The following is a 17,223-nucleotide window of genomic DNA, read 5'->3' on the forward strand; positions in this document are numbered from 1 at the left end:
CTCGGCGGTGCCTTCGGCGGCGATCTTCCCGTCGTGGAGGACGGCGATGCGGTCGGCGAGTTCGTCGGCCTCGTCGAGGTACTGGGTGGTGAGGAAGACGGTGACGCCGCCGGTGACGAGTTGGCGGATGATGCCCCACATGGTGTGGCGGGAGCGGGGGTCGAGGCCGGTGGTGGGTTCGTCGAGGAAGATGATCCGCGGGTTGCCGACCAGGGTCATGGCGATGTCGAGGCGGCGTTTCATGCCGCCGGAGTAGGTGGAGGCGGGCTTCTTCGCCGCTTCGGTGAGGTCGAACCGCTCCAGCAGTTCGGCGGCGACCCGCTTGCCCTCCGCCTTGGGCAGGTGGTGGAGGTCGGCCATGAGGAGCATGTTCTCCTCGCCGGTGATCAGTCCGTCGACCGCGGAGAACTGGCCGGTGACCCCGATCGAGGCCCGTACCGCCTGGGGGGCGGCGGCCAGGTCGTGGCCGCCGACGCTCAGCTCGCCGGCCCCGGCGGTGATGAGGGTGGAGAGGATCTTGACGACGGTGGTCTTGCCGGCACCGTTCGGGCCGAGCAGGGAGAAGATCGTGCCTGCCGGGACGGTCAGGTCGATGCCGTCGAGAACGGTCTTGTCGCCGTAGGACTTGCGCAGACCCTTCGCCGCGATGGCCAGGCCGGTGGTGGGGATCGCCATGGGAGGTGCTCCTTTACAGGCTGCGGGCGGTGATGTCGCCGTAGGCGGTGGTGGCGTGGAGGTTGAGGGCGGCGGCGGCGCCGTCGGTGTTGGCGAGCGCGTTGTGGACCCGGCCGTAGGTGGTGCCGGCGTCCAGGGAGGCGGAGACTCCGCGGGCGGCGCCGACGGCGATGTCCCCGTGCGAGGTGCGCAGGGTGACGGTTCCGCGCACGGCCTCGGTGATGCGGAGGTCGCCCTTCCCGGTGCTGATCTCGGCGGGTCCGCCCAGGCGGCCGACGGTGATGTCCCCGGCGAGGACGGCGAGTTGGGCGCTCGCGGTCTCGTCGAGCTTGACGGTCGCCTGCTGGCCCTCGAAGACGACGTCGCCGAGCCGTCCGACGCCCCGGAGTTCGGCGGCGGCCGCCTTCACCTCGATGCGGGAGCCGGCGGGCAGCTGGACGGTCAGCTCGACCGACCCGGAGGGGCCGAGGATCCGGTTGGCCGCCTCGGGGGTCCCGATCCGCAGCACTCCGTCGGTGTGGATGACCTCGATCCGCTCGGCCGCCTTGACGTCGCGCCCCTTGGAGGCGTCGGCGGGCAGGACCTCGACCACGGTGTCGGCCCGGTCGGCGGCGATGAACCGGATGTGCCCGGCGGGGATGTCGACGACGGCCGAGATGGGGGCGGGGGTGGTGAACTTCTGCATCGTTTTCTCCTGCGTCTGCTGGGCGAGCCCCTGCGGCCCGCCGTTTCCGACATGAGAAACGCTACGTTGCATTCACAGCCCTGGCAACGACGTAATCCTCAAAATTCCCGTCTCCGCAGGTGGATTGAGGGATTTCATTGCAATGGATTTGAATCGAACGCAACGAACAGTTCCATCGTCGTTGCAATGGCTTGAGTGCGAACGCTAGGGTCGCACCATGAGGGCTCGGCGCGGACCGCGGCCTCGCACGCACATGAGGGCTCCGCGCGGACCGGGGCCTCGCACGCACCACGAAGGAGAACGCGATGCCGGGAGGCAGACTCACCCAGCAGGAGCGCCAGCAGATCGCGCTGGGACTGGCCGACGACCTCGCCTACGCGGAGATCGCCCGGCGCCTCGACCGCCCGACCTCGACCATCACCCGCGAGGTCATGCGCAACGGCGGCCCCGCCGGCTACCGCGCCGATCTCGCCCAGCGCGCCACCGGGCGCCGCGCGCAGCGCCCGCGGCAGGCCGAGGCCCGGGAGCCGGAGGCGCCGGCGCCCCTGGAGCACGGGCGGGACGCGGAGGCGGTGCGCGCGTACGAGGAGACGTTCACGGACGTCCTCGTCCAGTCGGGGCTGTCCAGGATGATGGCCGGGGTCCTGGTCTGCCTCTTCACCACCGACGCGGGCAGTGTCACCGCGGCCGAACTCGTCCGGCGCCTCCAGGTCAGCCCGGCGACCATCTCCAAGTCGATCGCGTTCCTGGAGAGCCAGGGGCTCGTCCGCCGGGAGCGCGACGAGGGGCGCCGCGAACGGTACGTCGCCGACGACGACGTCTGGTACCAGTCGGTGATGGCGAGCGCCCGCTCCACCGCCCAACTCGCCGAGGTGGCAAGGGTGGGCGTCGGCGTGCTGGGCTCCGGCACCCCGGCCGCCCACCGCCTGGAGAACATCGCCCGCTTCACCGGCTTCGTCTCGGAGAGCATCACCCGCGCCGCCGAACAGGCCCGCGACATCCTCGCCGCCAAGCCCGCGGGGACGGCCTCCGGCAGCGGCACGGAAGGCTGACGGACGGCGTCCCGGAGGCCGTGGCGCCGGTGCGGAGCCGGCCACCGCCCCCGGGACGTTCCGCGCGGGGAGATGCGCGAGGACACGCGCGGACGGGCGCGCGGGGCGGGGGCTCGGGGCGGGGGCTCGGGGCGGGGGTGGCTCAGACGTCCAGCCCCGGCACGTCCCTCGGCAGCGGGCAGATCCGCCGGCCCTGGTGGTCGAAGACGTACAGGTGCGCCAGGTCCACCAGCAGGGGCACCTGGCCGCCGGTGCGCAGCCGCATGTCCGGGCTGGTACGTACGACCAGGTCGCCGGGGGTGACGGCGGGGCGGTCGGGGCCGCTCATGGGGTGCCCCTTTCCGTTGCGGGGAGGGTCGCCGAGCGCCACCACCGGTCCGCTGATGTGGCCGGCCTTCTCCCGGAGGCGTTCCAGTACGCCGAGGCCGCCGCCCCGGGCCCAGGCCGTGCCCTCCCGGCGTCCGCGGCGCGCGGAGTCCCCGTGGTCCGGCCCTCCCGCGCGTCCGCCCGCGGCGCGGCGCCGGCGGACGGACGTTTCCGGGCGGGCGGATTCGAGGTCGGGCACCACGGCCGGCTGCGATCCGGTGTTGAGGTGCACCAGCGCCTCGTGGCCCTGGTACTCCACGTGCTGGACGATGCCGCCGAGCGCCACCTCGCCGGGGCGGGCCTGGCTCGGCGGGGCGATCCGCACCGCCTCGGAGCGCAGCCCGACGATGATCCGGCGGCCCTGCTGGATGCGGAGCAACTGGTGGTCGGGGCTGAGCGGTTCGGGCAGTGCGAGGCGCTGGCGGCCGAGGTCGAGCGACATCCGGCCTTCCAGCGGCGCGTGCACGACGGCCTGGAGGAGGTTGATCCTCGGGGTGCCGATGAAGGCGGCGACGAAGACGTTCTCGGGCAGCGCGTACACCTCGCGCGGTGAGCTGACCTGCTGGAGGACTCCGCCGCGCAGCACGGCGACCCGGTCGCCGAGGGACATCGCCTCGGACTGGTCGTGCGTGACGTAGACGGTGGTGACCCCCAGCTCCTTGGTGAGCTGGGCGATTTCCGCGCGCAGGTGGTTGCGGAGCTTGGCGTCGAGGTTGGAGAGCGGCTCGTCCATCAGGAAGACCGAGGGGCGGCGGGAGATGGCCCGCCCCATGGCGACGCGCTGGCGTTCGCCGCCGGAGAGCTGGCCGGGGTAGCGGTCGAGGACGCCTTCGATGCCGAGCATCCGGGCGGTGGCCTCGATCTGTTCGGTGGCGTCCTCGCGCGGGTTCTGGAGCTTGAGCGGGAAGCCGATGTTGCCCCGGTTGGTCATGCTCGGGTAGAGGGCGAAGTTCTGGAAGACCATCGCCATGCCCCGTTCGCGGGGCTGGAGATGGGAGGCAGGCACGCCGTCGAGCAGGATCTCCCCCTCGGTGACCTCCTCCAGCCCCGCGATCATCCGCAGGACGGTGGATTTGCCGCAGCCCGAGGGGCCGAGCAGCACCACGAACTCACCGGGTGCGATGTCGAGCGAGAAGTGGTCCACTGCGCGCGGACCGCGTCCGTACGCCTTGCTGATGTCCTGCAGAGAGATCGCGCGAGTCATGAGGTTCCGCCCATGGAAAAGTGATGCGGCTGCACTGTGGGAGCGGCTGCGTGGCCTGAAGTTAGCCCACGGTGCGGGGCGTGTGAATGACTCGCGCGAAGGTTGCGACGGGAGAGGACGGCGGAGCCGGAAGTGCCAGGGTTGATTCCGGTTGTCGCAATTTTTTCGCCCTGGCGGCAAGGGAGTTGACGGGTGCGGCGGGGTGCTGCGACGGCCCCGCGACCGCGCCCGCGGGGTCACTGGGCCGCGGTCACCAGGACCGGGAAGCCATTGAGCACGGCGGTCCCGGAGAGCGGGTCGAGGAGGGTGCCGTCGAGCAGTTGGTTGACGTTGGTCCCGGGCCGGGCGGCGGCGACCGACTGCCGGGTGCCGGGGCGGCCGTGCCCCCAGCCGTGCGGCAGGCTCACCACCCCGGCGCGGACCGTGTCGGTGATCTCGGCGGGCGCCTCGACCGCTCCTCCCGCCGCCTCGATCCGGGCGGTGGCGCCGTCCACGAGGCCGATCCGGTGCGCGTCCTCGGGGTGGATCTGGAGGGTGCAGGTGTTCGTACCCCGGTTGAGCGCCGGGACGTTGTGCATCCAGCTGTTGTTGGAGCGCAGGTGGCGGCGGCCGACGAGGACCAGCGGGGCCGGGGTGTCGCCGAGCGCCGCCCGCAGCCGGTGGAGGTCGGCGGCGAGCGGCTCCGGGAGCAGCTCGATCCGGCCGCTGCGGGTCCTGAGGACTTCGGGCAGCCGGGGGCGGAGCGGGCCCAGGTCGATGCCGTGCGGGTGGGCGAGCAGGTCGTCGAGGGTGAGGTCGTACGGGCCCAGCCGCAGCATCAGGTCGAGCCGGCGCTCGGGTCCGGTGGTTCCCGAGAGGCGTTCGGCGAGCTCCCCCGGTGCTCCGGCCCGGTCGAGTGCGGCGGCGACGGCGTACGCGTCGACCGTCTCCGGCGGTGCACCGTGGTTGCCGCCGACGGCGAGGATCAGCCGGGCGAGGATCTCGCTCTCGTCGAGGGCCCCTTCGTCCAGCGGCACGGCCGGTCGGGTGTAGCGGACCTGGTTGCGTACCGCGAGGGTGTTGAGCGCGAAGTCGAAGTGGGCGGAGCGGGAGGGCGGCGGCGGGGGCAGCACGACGTCGGCGTGGCGGGAGGTCTCGTTGAGGTACGGGTCGACGCTGACCATGAAGTCGAGCCCGCCGGTGAGCGCCCGGTCGAGCCGGTCGCCGTCGGGGGCGGAGAGCACCGGGTTGGAGGCGAGCACCACGAGGGCGCGGATGCGGTCCTCGCCGGGGGTGTCGATCTCCTCCGCCAGTGCGGCCATGGGGAGTTCGCCCTTGGCCTCGGGGTGTCCGGAGACCCTGCTGTGCCAGCGGCCGAGGGCGAAGCCCTTGCCGGGGCCCGCGGGGCGCGGGGCGCGTGCGGTGGCGGCGAGCGGGAAGAGGGCGCCACCAGGGCGGTCGAGGTTGCCGGTGAGGATGTTGAGGACGTCCACCAGCCAGCTGGCCAGAGTCCCGTGCGCGACGGTGCAGCTGCCGATGCGGGCGTAGACGGCGGCGGTCGGCGCGGCGGCGAGTTCCCGCGCGACGGCACGGACCGTGGCCGGGTCGAGGTCGCAGGGTCCTGCGACCGCTTCCGGGGTGAAGTCCGCGAGCGCGTCGGCGAGCCGGTCGAGTCCGTCCAGGTGATCGGCGAGTGCTCCGGGGGCGGCGAGCTTCTCCGCGACGAGTACGTGGGCGAGGCCGGCGAGCAGCAGGGCGTCCGCGCCGGGCCGGATCGCGAGGTGGCGTCCGGCGAGCTTGGCCGTACGGGTGCGGCGCGGGTCGACGACGGTGAGCGTGCCGCCCCGGGCGAGGAGCGCCTTGAGCCGGCCGGGGAAGTCGGGGGCGGTGCAGAGGCTTCCGTTGGATTCCAGCGGGTTGGCGCCGATGAGCAGCAGGTGGTCGGTGCGGTCGAGATCGGGTACGGGGATGGCGTTGGCGTCCCCGAAGAGCAGCCCGCTGGAGACGTGTTTGGGCATCTGGTCGAGGGTGCTGGCGCTGAAGACGTTGCGGGTGCGCAGCGCGGCGACGAGCAGGGGCGGGTAGAGGCCGCCGGCCATGGTGTGGACGTTGGGGTTGCCGAGGACGAGCCCGGCGCTCTGCGGGCCATGAGCCTCCGTGACCTCGCGGAAGCGTGTGGCGACGGTGTCGAACGCCTCCTCCCAGGTCGCCTCGCGCAGGACTCCCTCATGGCGGACGAGCGGGGTGCGGAGCCGGTCGGGGTCGGCGTCGAGGCCGCCGAACGCGGCTCCCTTGGGGCAGATGAAACCCCGGCTGAAGACATCGTCGTGGTCCCCGCGCACCCCGGTGACGGTGCTCCCCTCGATGGTGAGGGTCAGTCCGCAGGTGGCCTCGCAGAGTGGGCAGATGCGGGGTGCGGTACGGGAGTTGGCGGACACGGGACCTCCCCGGGGAGCGACTGGGTCAGCGCGAGCATACCGACCGGTACGCATGCCGGGGAGCCCCTGAACGGGACGGGTCGGGACGCCGGACGGGGAAGCCCCCTCAGTCGAGCACCCGCGCGAGGTAGGCGTGCAGCAGCACCCGGACCTCCGCGACGATCGCCGGATCACCGGACGGGTCCTCGCGGAAGGCGAGTTGGAGCGTGGCGTCGGCCGCCTCCACGCCGACCAGGACGGCCCGCCGCAGGTCCTCGTCCGGGCTGCCGCCCAGGTGTCCCGCGAGGAGTTCGGCGAGCCGGTCCGCGAGCCGGTGGTTCGCCTGGTGCTGGGGGTCGTCGGCGTGCGCGGCGGCGCCGAAGTCGACCTGGGCGAAGCCGGGGAGCGTACGCCGCATCGCCAGGTACTCGTCGAGCACGACGTCGATCGCGCCCCGCCAGTCGGCCGCGGGTACGGCGGCGAGCCGGGTGGTCAGGTGCTCGGTGTAGGAGTTGAGGTTGCGCACCGCGAGGGCGTCCACCAGGGCGCGCTTGTTGGGGAAGAAGCGGTAGACGGACCCGATGGGCACCTCGGCGCGGAGGGCGACGGCCCGGGTGGAGAGCTCCTCGTAGCCGGCCTCGTCGAGGAGCGCGGCGCAGGCGTCGAGTATCCGGGTGAGCCGTTCGGCGCTGCGCTGCTGGACGGGGGTGCGGCGCAGTCTCGGTTTCGGGTGGGACACGGCCCCATCATGCCGGAGCCCGCCCGGTCCCCACCCGGCCCCCGGACGCGCGGCGATTGGCGTTGACGGGCCCCTTCTCCATTCCTACGGTGGTCCATAGGATTCACCTTCCACGGTTCCCGCGCGCCCCCGAGGGCCGCCGGGGGCCCGTCTCGGCACCGGGAGCGGCGGTATGGGCGGCACGGACGGCACACGCGGTACACGGAACACGCCCGGCACGGACACCCCGCCCGGCACGGACACCCCGGGCGGCGCGGGCATCAGCGGGGGCGGGGGCGGGACCGCGTCCGGCGGGCGCCTGGCGTACTCCACCGGATTCGGCAACGAGCACAGCTCGGAGGCGGTGCCGGGCGCACTGCCGCACGGACGCAACTCCCCCCAGCGCGCACCGCTGGGGCTGTACGCGGAGCAGCTCAGCGGCTCCGCCTTCACCGAGCCCCGGGCCCGTAACCGCCGCTCCTGGCTGTACCGGATCCGGCCCTCCGCCGCGCATCCGGCGTTCGTCCGCTCCGCCAACGGCTCGCTCCGCTCGGCGCCGTTCACGGAGACCGTGCCCGATCCCAACCGGCTCCGCTGGGACCCGCTGCCCGCCCCCTCCCCCGGAACCGACTTCGTCGCCGGGCTGTGGACCCTCGGCGGCAACGGCGACGCGGCCGGCCGCACCGGCATGGCGGTGCACCTGTACCACGCCGACTCCTCCATGACGGAGCGCGTGTTCAGCGACTCTGACGGCGAGCTGCTGATCGTCCCCGAGCAGGGTTCCCTGCTGCTCCGCACCGAGTTGGGCCTGCTCCGCGCCGCTCCCGGCGAGGTGGCGCTGATCCCGCGCGGGGTGCGCTTCCGGGTCGAGCTGCTCGACGCGACTGCCCGGGGGTACGTCTGCGAGAACTACGGAAGCCCCTTCGAGCTCCCGGAGTTGGGCCCGATCGGTGCCAACGGACTGGCCAACGCACGGGACTTCCGCGCCCCGGTGGCCGCGTACGAGGACCGCGAGGGGCCGGTCGAGGTGATCAACAAGTTCTGCGGCAACCTCTGGACGGCGACGTACGACCACTCACCGCTGGACGTCGTCGCCTGGCACGGCAGCCACACGCCGTACGTCTACGACCTGCGCCGTTTCAACGTGATCGGCACCATCAGCTACGACCACCCCGACCCGTCGGTCTTCACCGTGCTGACCTCGCCGACCGACACCCCGGGGCTGGCCGACGTCGACTTCGTGGTCTTCGCCCCGCGCTGGCTGGTCGGCGAGGACACCTTCCGGCCGCCCTACTTCCACCGGAACGTGATGAGCGAGTACATGGGGCTGATCGAGGGCGCGTACGACGCGAAGGCCGGCGGGTTCGTCCCGGGCGGCGGTTCGCTGCACAACATGATGTCGGCGCACGGTCCGGACCGGGAGACCTTCGACCGGGCGAGCACGGCCGAGCTCGTACCGCAGCGGATCGACGACGGGCTGGCGTTCATGTTCGAGACGCGCCGCCCGCTGACGCTCACCGGTCACGCCGCCTCCGCCCCCCATCTCCAGCGCGGTTACGACGGGGTGTGGCAGGGTCTGGACAGCAACTTCCGGCCCTAGGCCGTGTCCGACCATGCGCGTCGGATCGGCGGGCGGTGTCCGGTGCGGTGCATCGCAAGGCGGAGGGCCGCCCGTGTACTGGATGTACACGGGCGGTCCGACAACGCAGCGAGGTGCCGTGCCGGGCGCCGCCCGCCCGACGGGAATGGTCGGACACGGCCTGGCTTCCATGTCCGGCGAGCCGGCGCGAGACCAGGAGGTGGACCGGATGCAGGCAGGACGTACGGACCGTGGCCGGACCGGACGGGGCGGACCGGCCGCCCCGGAGGGGACCACGGGCGACCGGGGTACGGAGACGGGGACGGCCGCCTTCGCCCCCGACTCCCTGGTGCTGAACGGGAAGCTCCCGCTCTGGTACCAGGTCTCGCAGTCCCTGCGCGCCTCGATACTCGGCCGTCCGCACGACGCCCCTCCCCGGCTGCCGACCGAGGAGCGGCTCGCCGCCCACTACGGGGTGAGCGTCCTGACCATGCGCCAGGCGCTCAAGGAGCTGGAGTCGGAGGGACTGATCAGCCGGCAGCGGCGGCACGGCACCTTCATCGAGCCCCGGGCCAGGCGGGTCTCGCCGGTACGGGTGCTCGGGTCCGTCGACGCGATCGTGGCCCAGCAGTCGGGCGAGCGGACGACGGTCCTCGGCCACGGCCCCACCGCCGTGCCCGGCGAACTGGCCCACCACTTCCCGGACTGCGCCGAGGTGGTCGGCTACCGGCGGCTGCGCTGCGACGCGGTGACCGGTGAGCCCGTCAACTGGGCGGAGAACATGGTGCGTCCGGAGGTCGCCGCCCGGGTCGACGCCGCCGAGCTGGAGCGGTGGCCGATGACGAAGATCCTGCGGGACACGGCGGGCGTGCCGATATCCCGGATCACCGACACGGTGGAGGCCCGCCTCGCCGACCCGGCCACCGCCGAGCTGCTGCGGGTGCCGCTGCTCAGCCCGATCCTCCACTTCACCGGCGTCACCTACGACACCGGCGGCCGGGTGGTCGACGTGGCCCGCATCCACTACCGGGGCGACCGGTTCTCCTTCTCGGTGACGGTGGACGCGGACTGACCGGACACGGCGCCCCTGGCCGGGTACGGCGGCCCCTGACCGGACACGGCGCCCCGCGGGGGCTCGTGGCGGTTCGCGCGTACGCCGGGAGTGGCCGGGAGCCCGGCCGGACGCCCCGCCGCCCCGTTACGATGCCCGGAGCGGCGGACGTGGCGAGCGGGGGGACGACACCGTGGCAGCGGATTCCCGGAGGGACACCGGCCCGGAGGCCGCCCACCTCACCCTGGACGAGCTGATGCCGTGGTCCGTACGCCCGATGCGGACCGGCAGGTCCTGGGTCACCGGCCCCGACCCGGCGGCCCTGAAAGCGCGCTGGGAGCGACTGGCGCGGGCCGGCGGCGAGGAGCAGGAACGGCTGTTCCGGCCCACCCGGTTCCGCGGTCCGCGCACTCCGGCCGCCGCGCTGCCCGGACAGGCCACCTCCACCGCACGGTTCGCCCGGGACCCCGGTGCCTACCCGGAGCCGGTGCGCGTCCTGCACGGGCCGTTCGACGAGCAGTGGCTGATTCCGGACCATCGGCTGATCGACGCGGCCCGCCCCGAACTCTGGCGGGTGGCCGACGCCCACCAGCTCTTCACCGTCGAGCACGGGTACCTCCCCGGCGACTGCGGCCCCGTCCTGTCGGTGACCGCGCTGCTCCCCGACGGGTACGCGCCGGCCGGCCGGCCCGGACGCGTCCGGCCGCTCTTCCGGCGTCCGGGCGGGGCCGAACCCAATCTGGCCCCGGGGCTGCGCGCCGCACTCGGGTCCGCCGGTCTCGGCGGGGGCGCCGGTCCGGGCCCGGGCGGCGGGGAGCCGGCGACCCCCGAGGCGCTGCTCGCCTGGACCCTGGCCGCCGCGCGCCCCTCCCCCGGCGGATGCCTCGTACCGCTGCCCCGCGACGGGGCACTCTGGTCGGCCGGGGTGGAGCTGGGCCGCGAGCTGCTCCGGCTCCATCTGCGCGGGGCTCGGGGCGGGGAGCGTCCCCGGCTGCCGGGCGGGCGGCGGCCCTACGTGCGGTCCGCGGTGCCGCCCCGGCCCGGCTCGGTGGCGTACGACGCGGGGAGCGAAACGCTGCTGCTCGACGAGGGGCGGATCGCCCCGGTGCCGGCCGGGGCCTGGGAGTTCCGGGCGGGCGGCGCACGGATGCTGGAGGTGTGGTTCGGCCGGCGGGCGGCCGCGTGGACCGGCGCGGAGCGGGTCGGGCTGGACGCGGTGGGACCGGCCGCCTGGCCCCGGGAATGGACCTCGGAGCTGCTGGAGCTGATCACCGTACTGGCCCTGCTCGACGGAGTACGCGACCGGCAGCGGGAGTTGGCCGAGCGGATCGGCGCGGCCCGCACCATCGAGCGGGAAGAACTGCGGGCGGCCGGGGTGCTGCCGGTTCCGGCGGCGGCGCGGCGCCCGGCGACGGTGCTCGGCGGGCAGGAGGAGGGGCCCGAGGGGCAGTTCACCCTGGTGTGAGCACCGTGCCCGGCAGACGGCAGTTCGAAGACGCGGCCCCAGGGGCTTGCGGGGAATCAAGGTGTTGCTTCCCCGCAGGCCCTTAGGACCGTCGGCCGGGTACGGGCCGGCCGACGGGGGTGCGGGCGCGGGAGAACCAGTACGGGCACGGAGTGCCGGGCGGGGAGGGGGCCCGGCGTACGCACGCCTTTCATCCGGGTCTCCGTGTCCGCATCCGACGGATGCCGCCGGACGCCCGGGGAGGACGGGCGGGCAGGCGGCAGCATCGCATCAGGACATCGGGGCGGAGACTTCCGGGCAGAGCGATCTCCCGGGCCGACCCGCGCGAGGGCCGACCCGGTGGCGGCCGGGCCTGTTTCGGCAGGACCGGTCCGGCAGGCCGACCCGTCAGTGGCGACTGCCGAAGAGCGAGCGCCGCAGTCTCCGCAGCGGGGCGAAGAGCGATACGCGGGCGCTCTTGCTGCCGTGGCGGTGCGCGGCGTCGCGCGAGGTCAGCTCGCGCATCAGCAGCGTCGCCTCGGCCGCCTCGCGCTGCGGGACGGCAGGGCCGCCGAGCACCGCGAGATGGCGGTCGAGCCGCGAACTGGTCGCACTGCTTCCACATGTGATGGCAGGCACGCGCGGCCTGCTGCGGACCGTTATCTGTTCCATGTCACTCCCCACCCGTACGAGGGCACCCGGTGCGGGCAGGTTAACCCTATCGCTCCGCGAGGACACACGCGTATCCCGGGCGCAGGATTACGTACACGCATGCGGTGGTTGACGGTGCGTCACGCGATTCGCCTGATACGGGAGGGACTTGGAGGATTCGTGAAGTCCCCGCGCCCGGCCGCACCCACCCCCCTCACGTTCCCTGCGCCCGGCGCACTCCACCGGGACGAGGGACCACACCCGTCGGGGAAACCCGGTGCGCCGGGCCGTACGTTGGCGGATCATGGGCGCATGTCTGCCAACCTCGAGTCCGCGCTGCCGATCCGGCTCACCGTCGATGACAGCGACTCCCCCTCCGACGTGATGGACTCGCTGTTCCTCGGCCGCTTCACGACGGGCGAGCAGCCGTACGCGCACAGCTCCTCGCTGGACCGCGTGAAGCCGGGCAAGACGCTCGTACCGTCGGACGCCACGGTGGTACGGACCGCCCGCGAGGACAACCGGAGCGCGACGCTCGCCGAGGGCGAGGGCTGGACCCTGCTCGCGCGGCGGTGGAGCCGGGGCGCCGACGTCAACGTCACCGCTACCAGCGCCGAGCTGGCGGAGCGGGTCCTCAAGGAGGCGACGGACGGCGTCCAGGACGAGCCCGAACCCCAGCCCGAGGACGTGAGCATGGGTTTCTGGTACGTCTCGCCGCAGCGCGGGCCGCACCGCACCACGCGCCAGATCTCCGCGGGTACCTGGGACCAGGTCCGCCCCAACTACTCGGCGCGGGTGGCCGGGGCGATGGACGGGCTGATGAAGGTCACCCCGGACGACATCTCCGGGCGGCTGCTGCTGTTGCACGGCCCGCCCGGGACCGGGAAGACCTCGGCGCTGAGGACGCTGGCCCGCGCCTGGCGCGACTGGTGCCAGGTGGACTGCGTCCTGGACCCGGAGCGTCTCTTCAACGACGTCGGCTACCTGATGGACATCGCGATCGGCGAGGACGACGGCTCGGAGAAGGGGCGGTGGCGGCTGCTGCTCCTGGAGGACTGCGACGAACTCATCCGGGGCGAGGCAAAGCACACGGCGGGCCAGGCGTTGTCCCGGCTGCTCAACCTGACCGACGGCCTGCTCGGCCAGGGCCGGAACGTCCTGGTGGCGGTCACCACCAACGAGGACCTGGAGCGGCTGCACCCGGCGGTCGTCCGGCCCGGCCGCTGCCTGGCCCGGATCGAGGTCGGCCCGCTGAGCAGGCCCGAGGCGGTGTCCTGGCTGGGTACGGACGAGGGCGTCGGCCGCGAAGGGGCGACCCTGGCCGAGCTGTTCGCGCTGCGCCGGGGCAGCGGCCCGGCCTCCGTGCCGAAGCAGGAAGCGGGCGCGGAGGCGGGCCTGTACCTGTGAGCGGCGGGCGGCGCGCGGCGGACCCGGGCACGTGCCTGCCGCGTGACGCCCCGCCCTCACTCCTCGTACGCCGCCCGCAGCGCGCCCTCGACGAGGGCGAGGGCGTCGGCGCGGGAGAGGCCGAGGCGCCTGGCCTCGTCCGCGTACGCCTGCGCGGCGGTCGCGGCCCTGCGGTCCGCCGCGTCCCCGGCCGCCGCGACGAAGGTGCCGTTGCGGCCGCGGGTCTCGATGACGCCGTCGGCCTCCAGGGCGCGGTAGGACTTGGCCACCGTGTTGGCGGCCAGGCCGAGTTCCCCGGCGAGCCCGCGCACGGTCGGCAGCCGGTACCCGACCGGGAGCGCGCCCGAGCGGGCCTGTTCGGAGATCTGCGCGCGCAGTTGCTCGTACGGGGCGGTGCCGGTGTCCGGGTCGATCACGATCGTCAGAGTCACGGTGCAGATTCTGCACCTCCCGCCCGGAAACCCGGAGGCGGCCCGTCGATTCCCCCGCATAGGGTCGGTCCCGTCCACACCCCTCTCCGGGAGAGGGCCGCGCCATCGGCGCCTGGTCCGGAATCACCGGGCGCGCACGACGGAGGTACGCCATGTCCGCACACCCGGGATCGCCCACCGCCCGAGCCGATGACGGGGCGGGCAACGGCGCCGCCGAAAGGACCGCCGAGGTGACCGGCGGGACGACCGGCGAGGTGACCGTCGTCCTGACCAAGGCCGGGCGGACCAAGATCCGCTACCCGGCCCGCAGGCTGGCCGACGACGGCAGCCGGGTGACCGTCCTCGCCCCGTGGGCAGCCCCCGGGGTACGGGACTTCGGCTTCGTGACGTTCGCGCCGGGCGACGTGTTCACCGAGCACTACTGGCGCGACCGGTGGTACGCGGTGAAGGAGGTCCGTACGGGCGGAGGGCTGTTGAAGGGCTGGTACTGCGACATCACCCGCCCCTGCACCGTCACCGGCGAAGAAGTGCTGGTCGAGGACCTGGACTTGGACCTCTGGGTGTCCGCGGACGCCTCGGAGGTCCTGCGCCTGGACGAGGACGAGTTCGCGGAGAGCGGGCTCGCCGAGCGTGATCCGGCGGCGGCCGCGGCGGCGGCCGACGCCCTGGACGCGCTAGAACGCCTCGCCCGCGCCGGCCGTCTCCCGGACCTGCTCGCCCCCGCAGGCGCGTGACCTCCGCCCCGCCCCCCGCCATCCCTTCCGCGCCGCCGCCCGCCGAGGCGTCGCCCCTGAGAACACGTCAGACGGCCGGGACCTCCCTCCCGGCCGCCGGTTCGCCGGCGCACGGCGCGGGTGCCTCGCGGGCCGGGCCGCCGGCCACGAGTTCGACCTCGAAGCCCGCGTCGTTCTCCAGGTAGGCGGCCCGGTGCCCCTCGCCGCCCGCGTAGGGGTGCCGGTCGGCGAAGAGCAGTCGCCAGCCGTGGTCGGGGGCCTGTGCCACGAGCGTGTCGAGCGCCTCCCGGTCCTCGACGTGGAACGCCAGGTGGTTGAGGCCGGGGCGGAGGCGGTCGTGGGTCCGCGCGACGGCGTCCGGCGACTCCTCGATCACGACGTAGCTGTCGCCGCGCCGCCAGCTGCGGCCGTGGGACCAGCGCTGGTACGGCAGGTGGCCCAGCCGGCCGAGCAGCCAGTCCCATCCGGGCGCGGCGGCCGCCAGGTCGGAGACCCACAGCTCGACGTGGTGCACCCGTCCGGTACCGGCCCCGGCGGACGGCAGCGGGACGGCGCGGCGCGGGACGGCGGGGTCGTGGGCGACCGGGTCGCCGTCCTCGTGCCAGTGGATCAGGAAACGCTCGCCCGACCGGTATCCGTCGAGGCCGGCCCGGCAGTACGCGACCATGTCCTCGGGCAGCGCGTCCAGCCGGTACCAGTCCAGCTCCGAGCACTTGTCGGGCTCCGCGTTGTACGGCACCCGCTCGGGGTCGTACTCCGCTTCGAAGAACCAGCCGGTGCGCGGGCTGCCGCCGGGACCCCGGTGGTGCATGACGAGCGCGACGCGCAGTTCCTCCGGCTGGAGGGTGACACCGGTCTCCTCGGCCGCCTCGCGGATCATCGCCTCGCGCACGTCCTCGCCGTCCTCCAGGTGACCGGAGGGCAGGTGGAGGAGGCCGTCGGCGTAGCCCGTGCCGGCCCGGCGGGCGAGCAGCACCCGGGGGCCGCGCCGGATGATCAGGTGGACGTCGACGACCTCGGTGTGGCGGTAGCGGGGTTCGGCGCGGGCCACGACGGCGTACCGTTCGTCGTCCACGTCCTTGCCCCAGAGGCGGGAGTCCCCGGAGAGCGGTTCGTGGTGGACCCGCTCGGTGTGCGGGGCGAGCAGGGCGGTGAGCAGGGCGGCGGAGACGCCCACCCCGTTCCACACCCCTTCGATCAGGACGAGCCGCCCGCCGGGCTTCAGCAGGCCGAACCAGGTGTCCAGGGCGGCCACCGGGTCGGGCAGCGCCCAGAGGACGTGCCTGACCAGGACGGTGTCGAACCGCCGGTCGCCCACGGGCGGGCGGGCGGCGTCTCCGATCAGCACCTCGGCGCCGGTGCCGGCGAGTTTGTCTCGGGCCTGCGCGACCATGCGGGGCGACTGGTCGACGCCGGTGACCCGGTGCCCCTGGCCCGCGGCGAGCAGGGAGAGGCTGCCGGTGCCGCAGCCGAGGTCGAGGATCTCGCAGGAGGTGACGGGGAGCCAGTTCTGCAGGCGCTGTGCCCAGGCGTCGCGGACGACGGGGTCGAGCAGTCCGTGGTCGGGTTCTTCGTCGAAGGAGTCGGCGGCCTCGTCCCAGTAACTGATCGTCGTCATGGCCTCCATGGTCCCAGCCCGTACCCGCCCCCACGGTGCGGACGGTACGAATTGCGACCGGTCGGAGCCGTACACGGCAAGGATTGCGGCCGGGCGGGCGGCCGGCGCGAGGTTCCACCGCCCGGCCCGCCCGCCACCGGATGATCTCCCGGCCTCCGGCGATCCGCTCCGTACCGCACCCGGCCCCGCGCCGAGCGCCGGGTGCGGTACGGGAACGCCGGTCAGCCGAGGGCCGAGGTGCAGTCCGTCGGGGTGGCGTGGGCCGGGTCGAGCGCGTTGGCCACCTCGTGGAAGGCGATCTTGTCGGTGGTGCCGATGAGGACGTGTTCGGAGACGTCGACCGCGCACAGGTCCTGGAGCAGGACGTTGCGGACGTTCGCGCCGCTCAGGTACTGGGTGCGGTAGGGGGTGACGACCTCGTCGTACCGGGTCGAGATGACGGTGTACTTCACTCCGGCCACCGTGTCGGGAACGGAGTTGAGCTTGGTGACGAACGGCGATCCGGCCACCTGGTCGGCGAGGCCGGGGGTGGCGGCGTTCAGCAGGGGCTCCGCGCCGGGGAAGTACGGCAGCAGCTTGGTCAGCCCGAGGAGGGTGGTGCCGTGGTTGTCGGGGGCTAGTGCGACGAGCGCGTTCACCTTGGCGGCGCCGCCGAGGAACTTCAGGTAGTAGTTCGGCATCATGCCGCCCTGCGAGTGGCCCACGAGGTCGGCCTTGGAGGTGCCGGTGGCGGCGAGCACCTTGTCGACGAACGTGCGGAGCTGGGCGGCCGACTGGTCGATGGGGCCGAGACCGTTGAAGACCGGCACGCCGGGGAGCTGTCCGTAGTCGAGCGAGAAGACGCAGTAGCCCCGCGCCACCAGGTAGGGGGCGAGCACGAGCCAGTTGTCGACGGAGTTCCCGAAGGTTCCGTGGACGAGGACGACGGGGCGCGGGTGGGCGGCGGAGGGCTTGCAGGAGTAGTCGTTCCAGCCGCTCGTGGTGGCCGCGGCCTCACCGGCCGAAGGAGCGGCCGAGGCGGCGGCGGCCGAGGGGCCGGCGAGGGCGGCGACGGCGAGGAGCAGCGCGGCGAACGTTCTGCGCGCACGCGGGGCTCGCGGTGTACGGGTCCAGGGCAGCATCGTGGGATCTCCTTGCGGCTCAGGGAGTGCGATGTGGGGGTGTGCCCTGTGGCCCGGACCACAAGCTTTATGTGCTCATGCCAAATTACGC

15 protein-coding genes are annotated in these 17,223 nt (G+C 73.6%); 6 read left to right on the forward strand and 9 right to left on the reverse strand.

Annotated features, from left to right (window positions below):
* On the reverse strand, nucleotides 1-675 hold a 675-nt coding region (locus ACWCSV_RS27495), incomplete at its 3' end, for an ABC transporter ATP-binding protein (RefSeq protein WP_451146657.1).
* A 13-nt stretch (nucleotides 676-688) separates the two neighbouring features.
* A complete protein-coding gene (locus ACWCSV_RS27500; protein ID WP_451146659.1) occupies nucleotides 689-1,360 on the reverse strand; it encodes a DUF4097 family beta strand repeat-containing protein in 672 nt (223 codons plus the stop codon).
* Between the two features lie 305 nt (nucleotides 1,361-1,665).
* Between ACWCSV_RS27500 and ACWCSV_RS27505 the strand changes: the two genes are divergently transcribed.
* Nucleotides 1,666-2,412, forward strand: a complete 747-nt coding sequence (locus ACWCSV_RS27505) for a helix-turn-helix domain-containing protein (RefSeq protein WP_451146661.1) — start codon at nucleotides 1,666-1,668, stop codon at nucleotides 2,410-2,412.
* Between the two features lie 142 nt (nucleotides 2,413-2,554).
* On the opposite strand, the gene ACWCSV_RS27510 is transcribed toward ACWCSV_RS27505, so the two are convergent.
* The 3 genes from ACWCSV_RS27510 to ACWCSV_RS27520 form a co-directional block, all read right to left on the reverse strand.
* Nucleotides 2,555-3,982, reverse strand: coding sequence for an ABC transporter ATP-binding protein (locus ACWCSV_RS27510; RefSeq protein ID WP_451146663.1), 1,428 nt, complete (start codon nucleotides 3,980-3,982; stop codon nucleotides 2,555-2,557).
* 236 nt (nucleotides 3,983-4,218) lie between these two features.
* Nucleotides 4,219-6,399, reverse strand: a complete 2,181-nt coding sequence (locus ACWCSV_RS27515; RefSeq protein ID WP_451146665.1) for a molybdopterin-dependent oxidoreductase — start codon at nucleotides 6,397-6,399, stop codon at nucleotides 4,219-4,221.
* 106 nt (nucleotides 6,400-6,505) lie between these two features.
* Nucleotides 6,506-7,117 carry a TetR family transcriptional regulator gene (locus ACWCSV_RS27520; protein WP_451146667.1) on the reverse strand — a complete coding sequence of 204 codons (612 nt, stop codon included), beginning with the start codon at nucleotides 7,115-7,117 and terminating at the stop codon, nucleotides 6,506-6,508.
* A 172-nt stretch (nucleotides 7,118-7,289) separates the two neighbouring features.
* Between ACWCSV_RS27520 and hmgA the strand changes: the two genes are divergently transcribed.
* From hmgA to ACWCSV_RS27535, 3 genes are all read left to right on the forward strand, one after another.
* A complete protein-coding gene (gene hmgA, locus ACWCSV_RS27525; protein WP_451146669.1) occupies nucleotides 7,290-8,696 on the forward strand; it encodes a homogentisate 1,2-dioxygenase in 1,407 nt (468 codons plus the stop codon).
* Between the two features lie 208 nt (nucleotides 8,697-8,904).
* Complete coding sequence (locus tag ACWCSV_RS27530) at nucleotides 8,905-9,747, forward strand: GntR family transcriptional regulator (RefSeq protein ID WP_451146671.1); 843 nt, start codon at nucleotides 8,905-8,907, stop codon at nucleotides 9,745-9,747.
* 172 nt (nucleotides 9,748-9,919) lie between these two features.
* The gene (locus ACWCSV_RS27535; protein ID WP_451146673.1) at nucleotides 9,920-11,191 is read left to right on the forward strand and encodes a type ISP restriction/modification enzyme; all 1,272 of its coding nucleotides are present in this window, start codon (nucleotides 9,920-9,922) and stop codon (nucleotides 11,189-11,191) included.
* 387 nt (nucleotides 11,192-11,578) lie between these two features.
* On the opposite strand, the gene ACWCSV_RS27540 is transcribed toward ACWCSV_RS27535, so the two are convergent.
* The gene (locus ACWCSV_RS27540; RefSeq protein ID WP_327174938.1) at nucleotides 11,579-11,842 is read right to left on the reverse strand and encodes a hypothetical protein; all 264 of its coding nucleotides are present in this window, start codon (nucleotides 11,840-11,842) and stop codon (nucleotides 11,579-11,581) included.
* A gap of 291 nt (nucleotides 11,843-12,133) precedes the next feature.
* On the opposite strand from ACWCSV_RS27540, the gene ACWCSV_RS27545 reads away from it, so the two are divergent.
* On the forward strand, nucleotides 12,134-13,228 hold the full coding sequence (locus tag ACWCSV_RS27545) for a DUF5925 domain-containing protein (protein WP_451146675.1): 1,095 nt from the start codon (nucleotides 12,134-12,136) through the stop codon (nucleotides 13,226-13,228).
* A 56-nt stretch (nucleotides 13,229-13,284) separates the two neighbouring features.
* On the opposite strand, the gene ACWCSV_RS27550 is transcribed toward ACWCSV_RS27545, so the two are convergent.
* Nucleotides 13,285-13,659 carry a GntR family transcriptional regulator gene (locus tag ACWCSV_RS27550; RefSeq protein ID WP_451146677.1) on the reverse strand — a complete coding sequence of 125 codons (375 nt, stop codon included), beginning with the start codon at nucleotides 13,657-13,659 and terminating at the stop codon, nucleotides 13,285-13,287.
* Between the two features lie 152 nt (nucleotides 13,660-13,811).
* On the opposite strand from ACWCSV_RS27550, the gene ACWCSV_RS27555 reads away from it, so the two are divergent.
* Nucleotides 13,812-14,393 carry a DUF402 domain-containing protein gene (locus tag ACWCSV_RS27555; RefSeq protein WP_451146679.1) on the forward strand — a complete coding sequence of 194 codons (582 nt, stop codon included), beginning with the start codon at nucleotides 13,812-13,814 and terminating at the stop codon, nucleotides 14,391-14,393.
* A 67-nt stretch (nucleotides 14,394-14,460) separates the two neighbouring features.
* On the opposite strand, the gene ACWCSV_RS27560 is transcribed toward ACWCSV_RS27555, so the two are convergent.
* Entirely contained in the window at nucleotides 14,461-16,011 is a 1,551-nt protein-coding gene (locus ACWCSV_RS27560; RefSeq protein ID WP_451146681.1) for a methyltransferase domain-containing protein, read from the reverse strand.
* Between the two features lie 221 nt (nucleotides 16,012-16,232).
* Nucleotides 16,233-17,132 (reverse strand): lipase family alpha/beta hydrolase, encoded by a 900-nt coding sequence (locus tag ACWCSV_RS27565; RefSeq protein ID WP_451146683.1) that lies wholly within the window; start codon nucleotides 17,130-17,132, stop codon nucleotides 16,233-16,235.
* Between the last annotated feature and the right edge of the window lie 91 nt (nucleotides 17,133-17,223).

This window comes from Streptomyces sp. NPDC001770 (assembly GCF_053596135.1).

Excerpts from the sequence above, each read along its gene's own strand:
- ACWCSV_RS27500 (WP_451146659.1), bottom strand. The coding sequence starts at position 1,360 with ATGCAGAAGTTCACCACCCCCGCCCCCATCTCGGCCGTCGTCGACATC.
- ACWCSV_RS27505 (WP_451146661.1), top strand. The coding sequence starts at position 1,666 with ATGCCGGGAGGCAGACTCACCCAGCAGGAGCGCCAGCAGATCGCGCTG.
- ACWCSV_RS27510 (WP_451146663.1), bottom strand. The coding sequence starts at position 3,982 with ATGACTCGCGCGATCTCTCTGCAGGACATCAGCAAGGCGTACGGACGC.
- hmgA (WP_451146669.1), top strand. The coding sequence starts at position 7,290 with ATGGGCGGCACGGACGGCACACGCGGTACACGGAACACGCCCGGCACG.
- ACWCSV_RS27530 (WP_451146671.1), top strand. The coding sequence starts at position 8,905 with ATGCAGGCAGGACGTACGGACCGTGGCCGGACCGGACGGGGCGGACCG.
- ACWCSV_RS27540 (WP_327174938.1), bottom strand. The coding sequence starts at position 11,842 with ATGGAACAGATAACGGTCCGCAGCAGGCCGCGCGTGCCTGCCATCACA.
- ACWCSV_RS27545 (WP_451146675.1), top strand. The coding sequence starts at position 12,134 with ATGTCTGCCAACCTCGAGTCCGCGCTGCCGATCCGGCTCACCGTCGAT.
- ACWCSV_RS27555 (WP_451146679.1), top strand. The coding sequence starts at position 13,812 with ATGTCCGCACACCCGGGATCGCCCACCGCCCGAGCCGATGACGGGGCG.
- ACWCSV_RS27560 (WP_451146681.1), bottom strand. The coding sequence starts at position 16,011 with ATGACGACGATCAGTTACTGGGACGAGGCCGCCGACTCCTTCGACGAA.
- ACWCSV_RS27565 (WP_451146683.1), bottom strand. The coding sequence starts at position 17,132 with ATGCTGCCCTGGACCCGTACACCGCGAGCCCCGCGTGCGCGCAGAACG.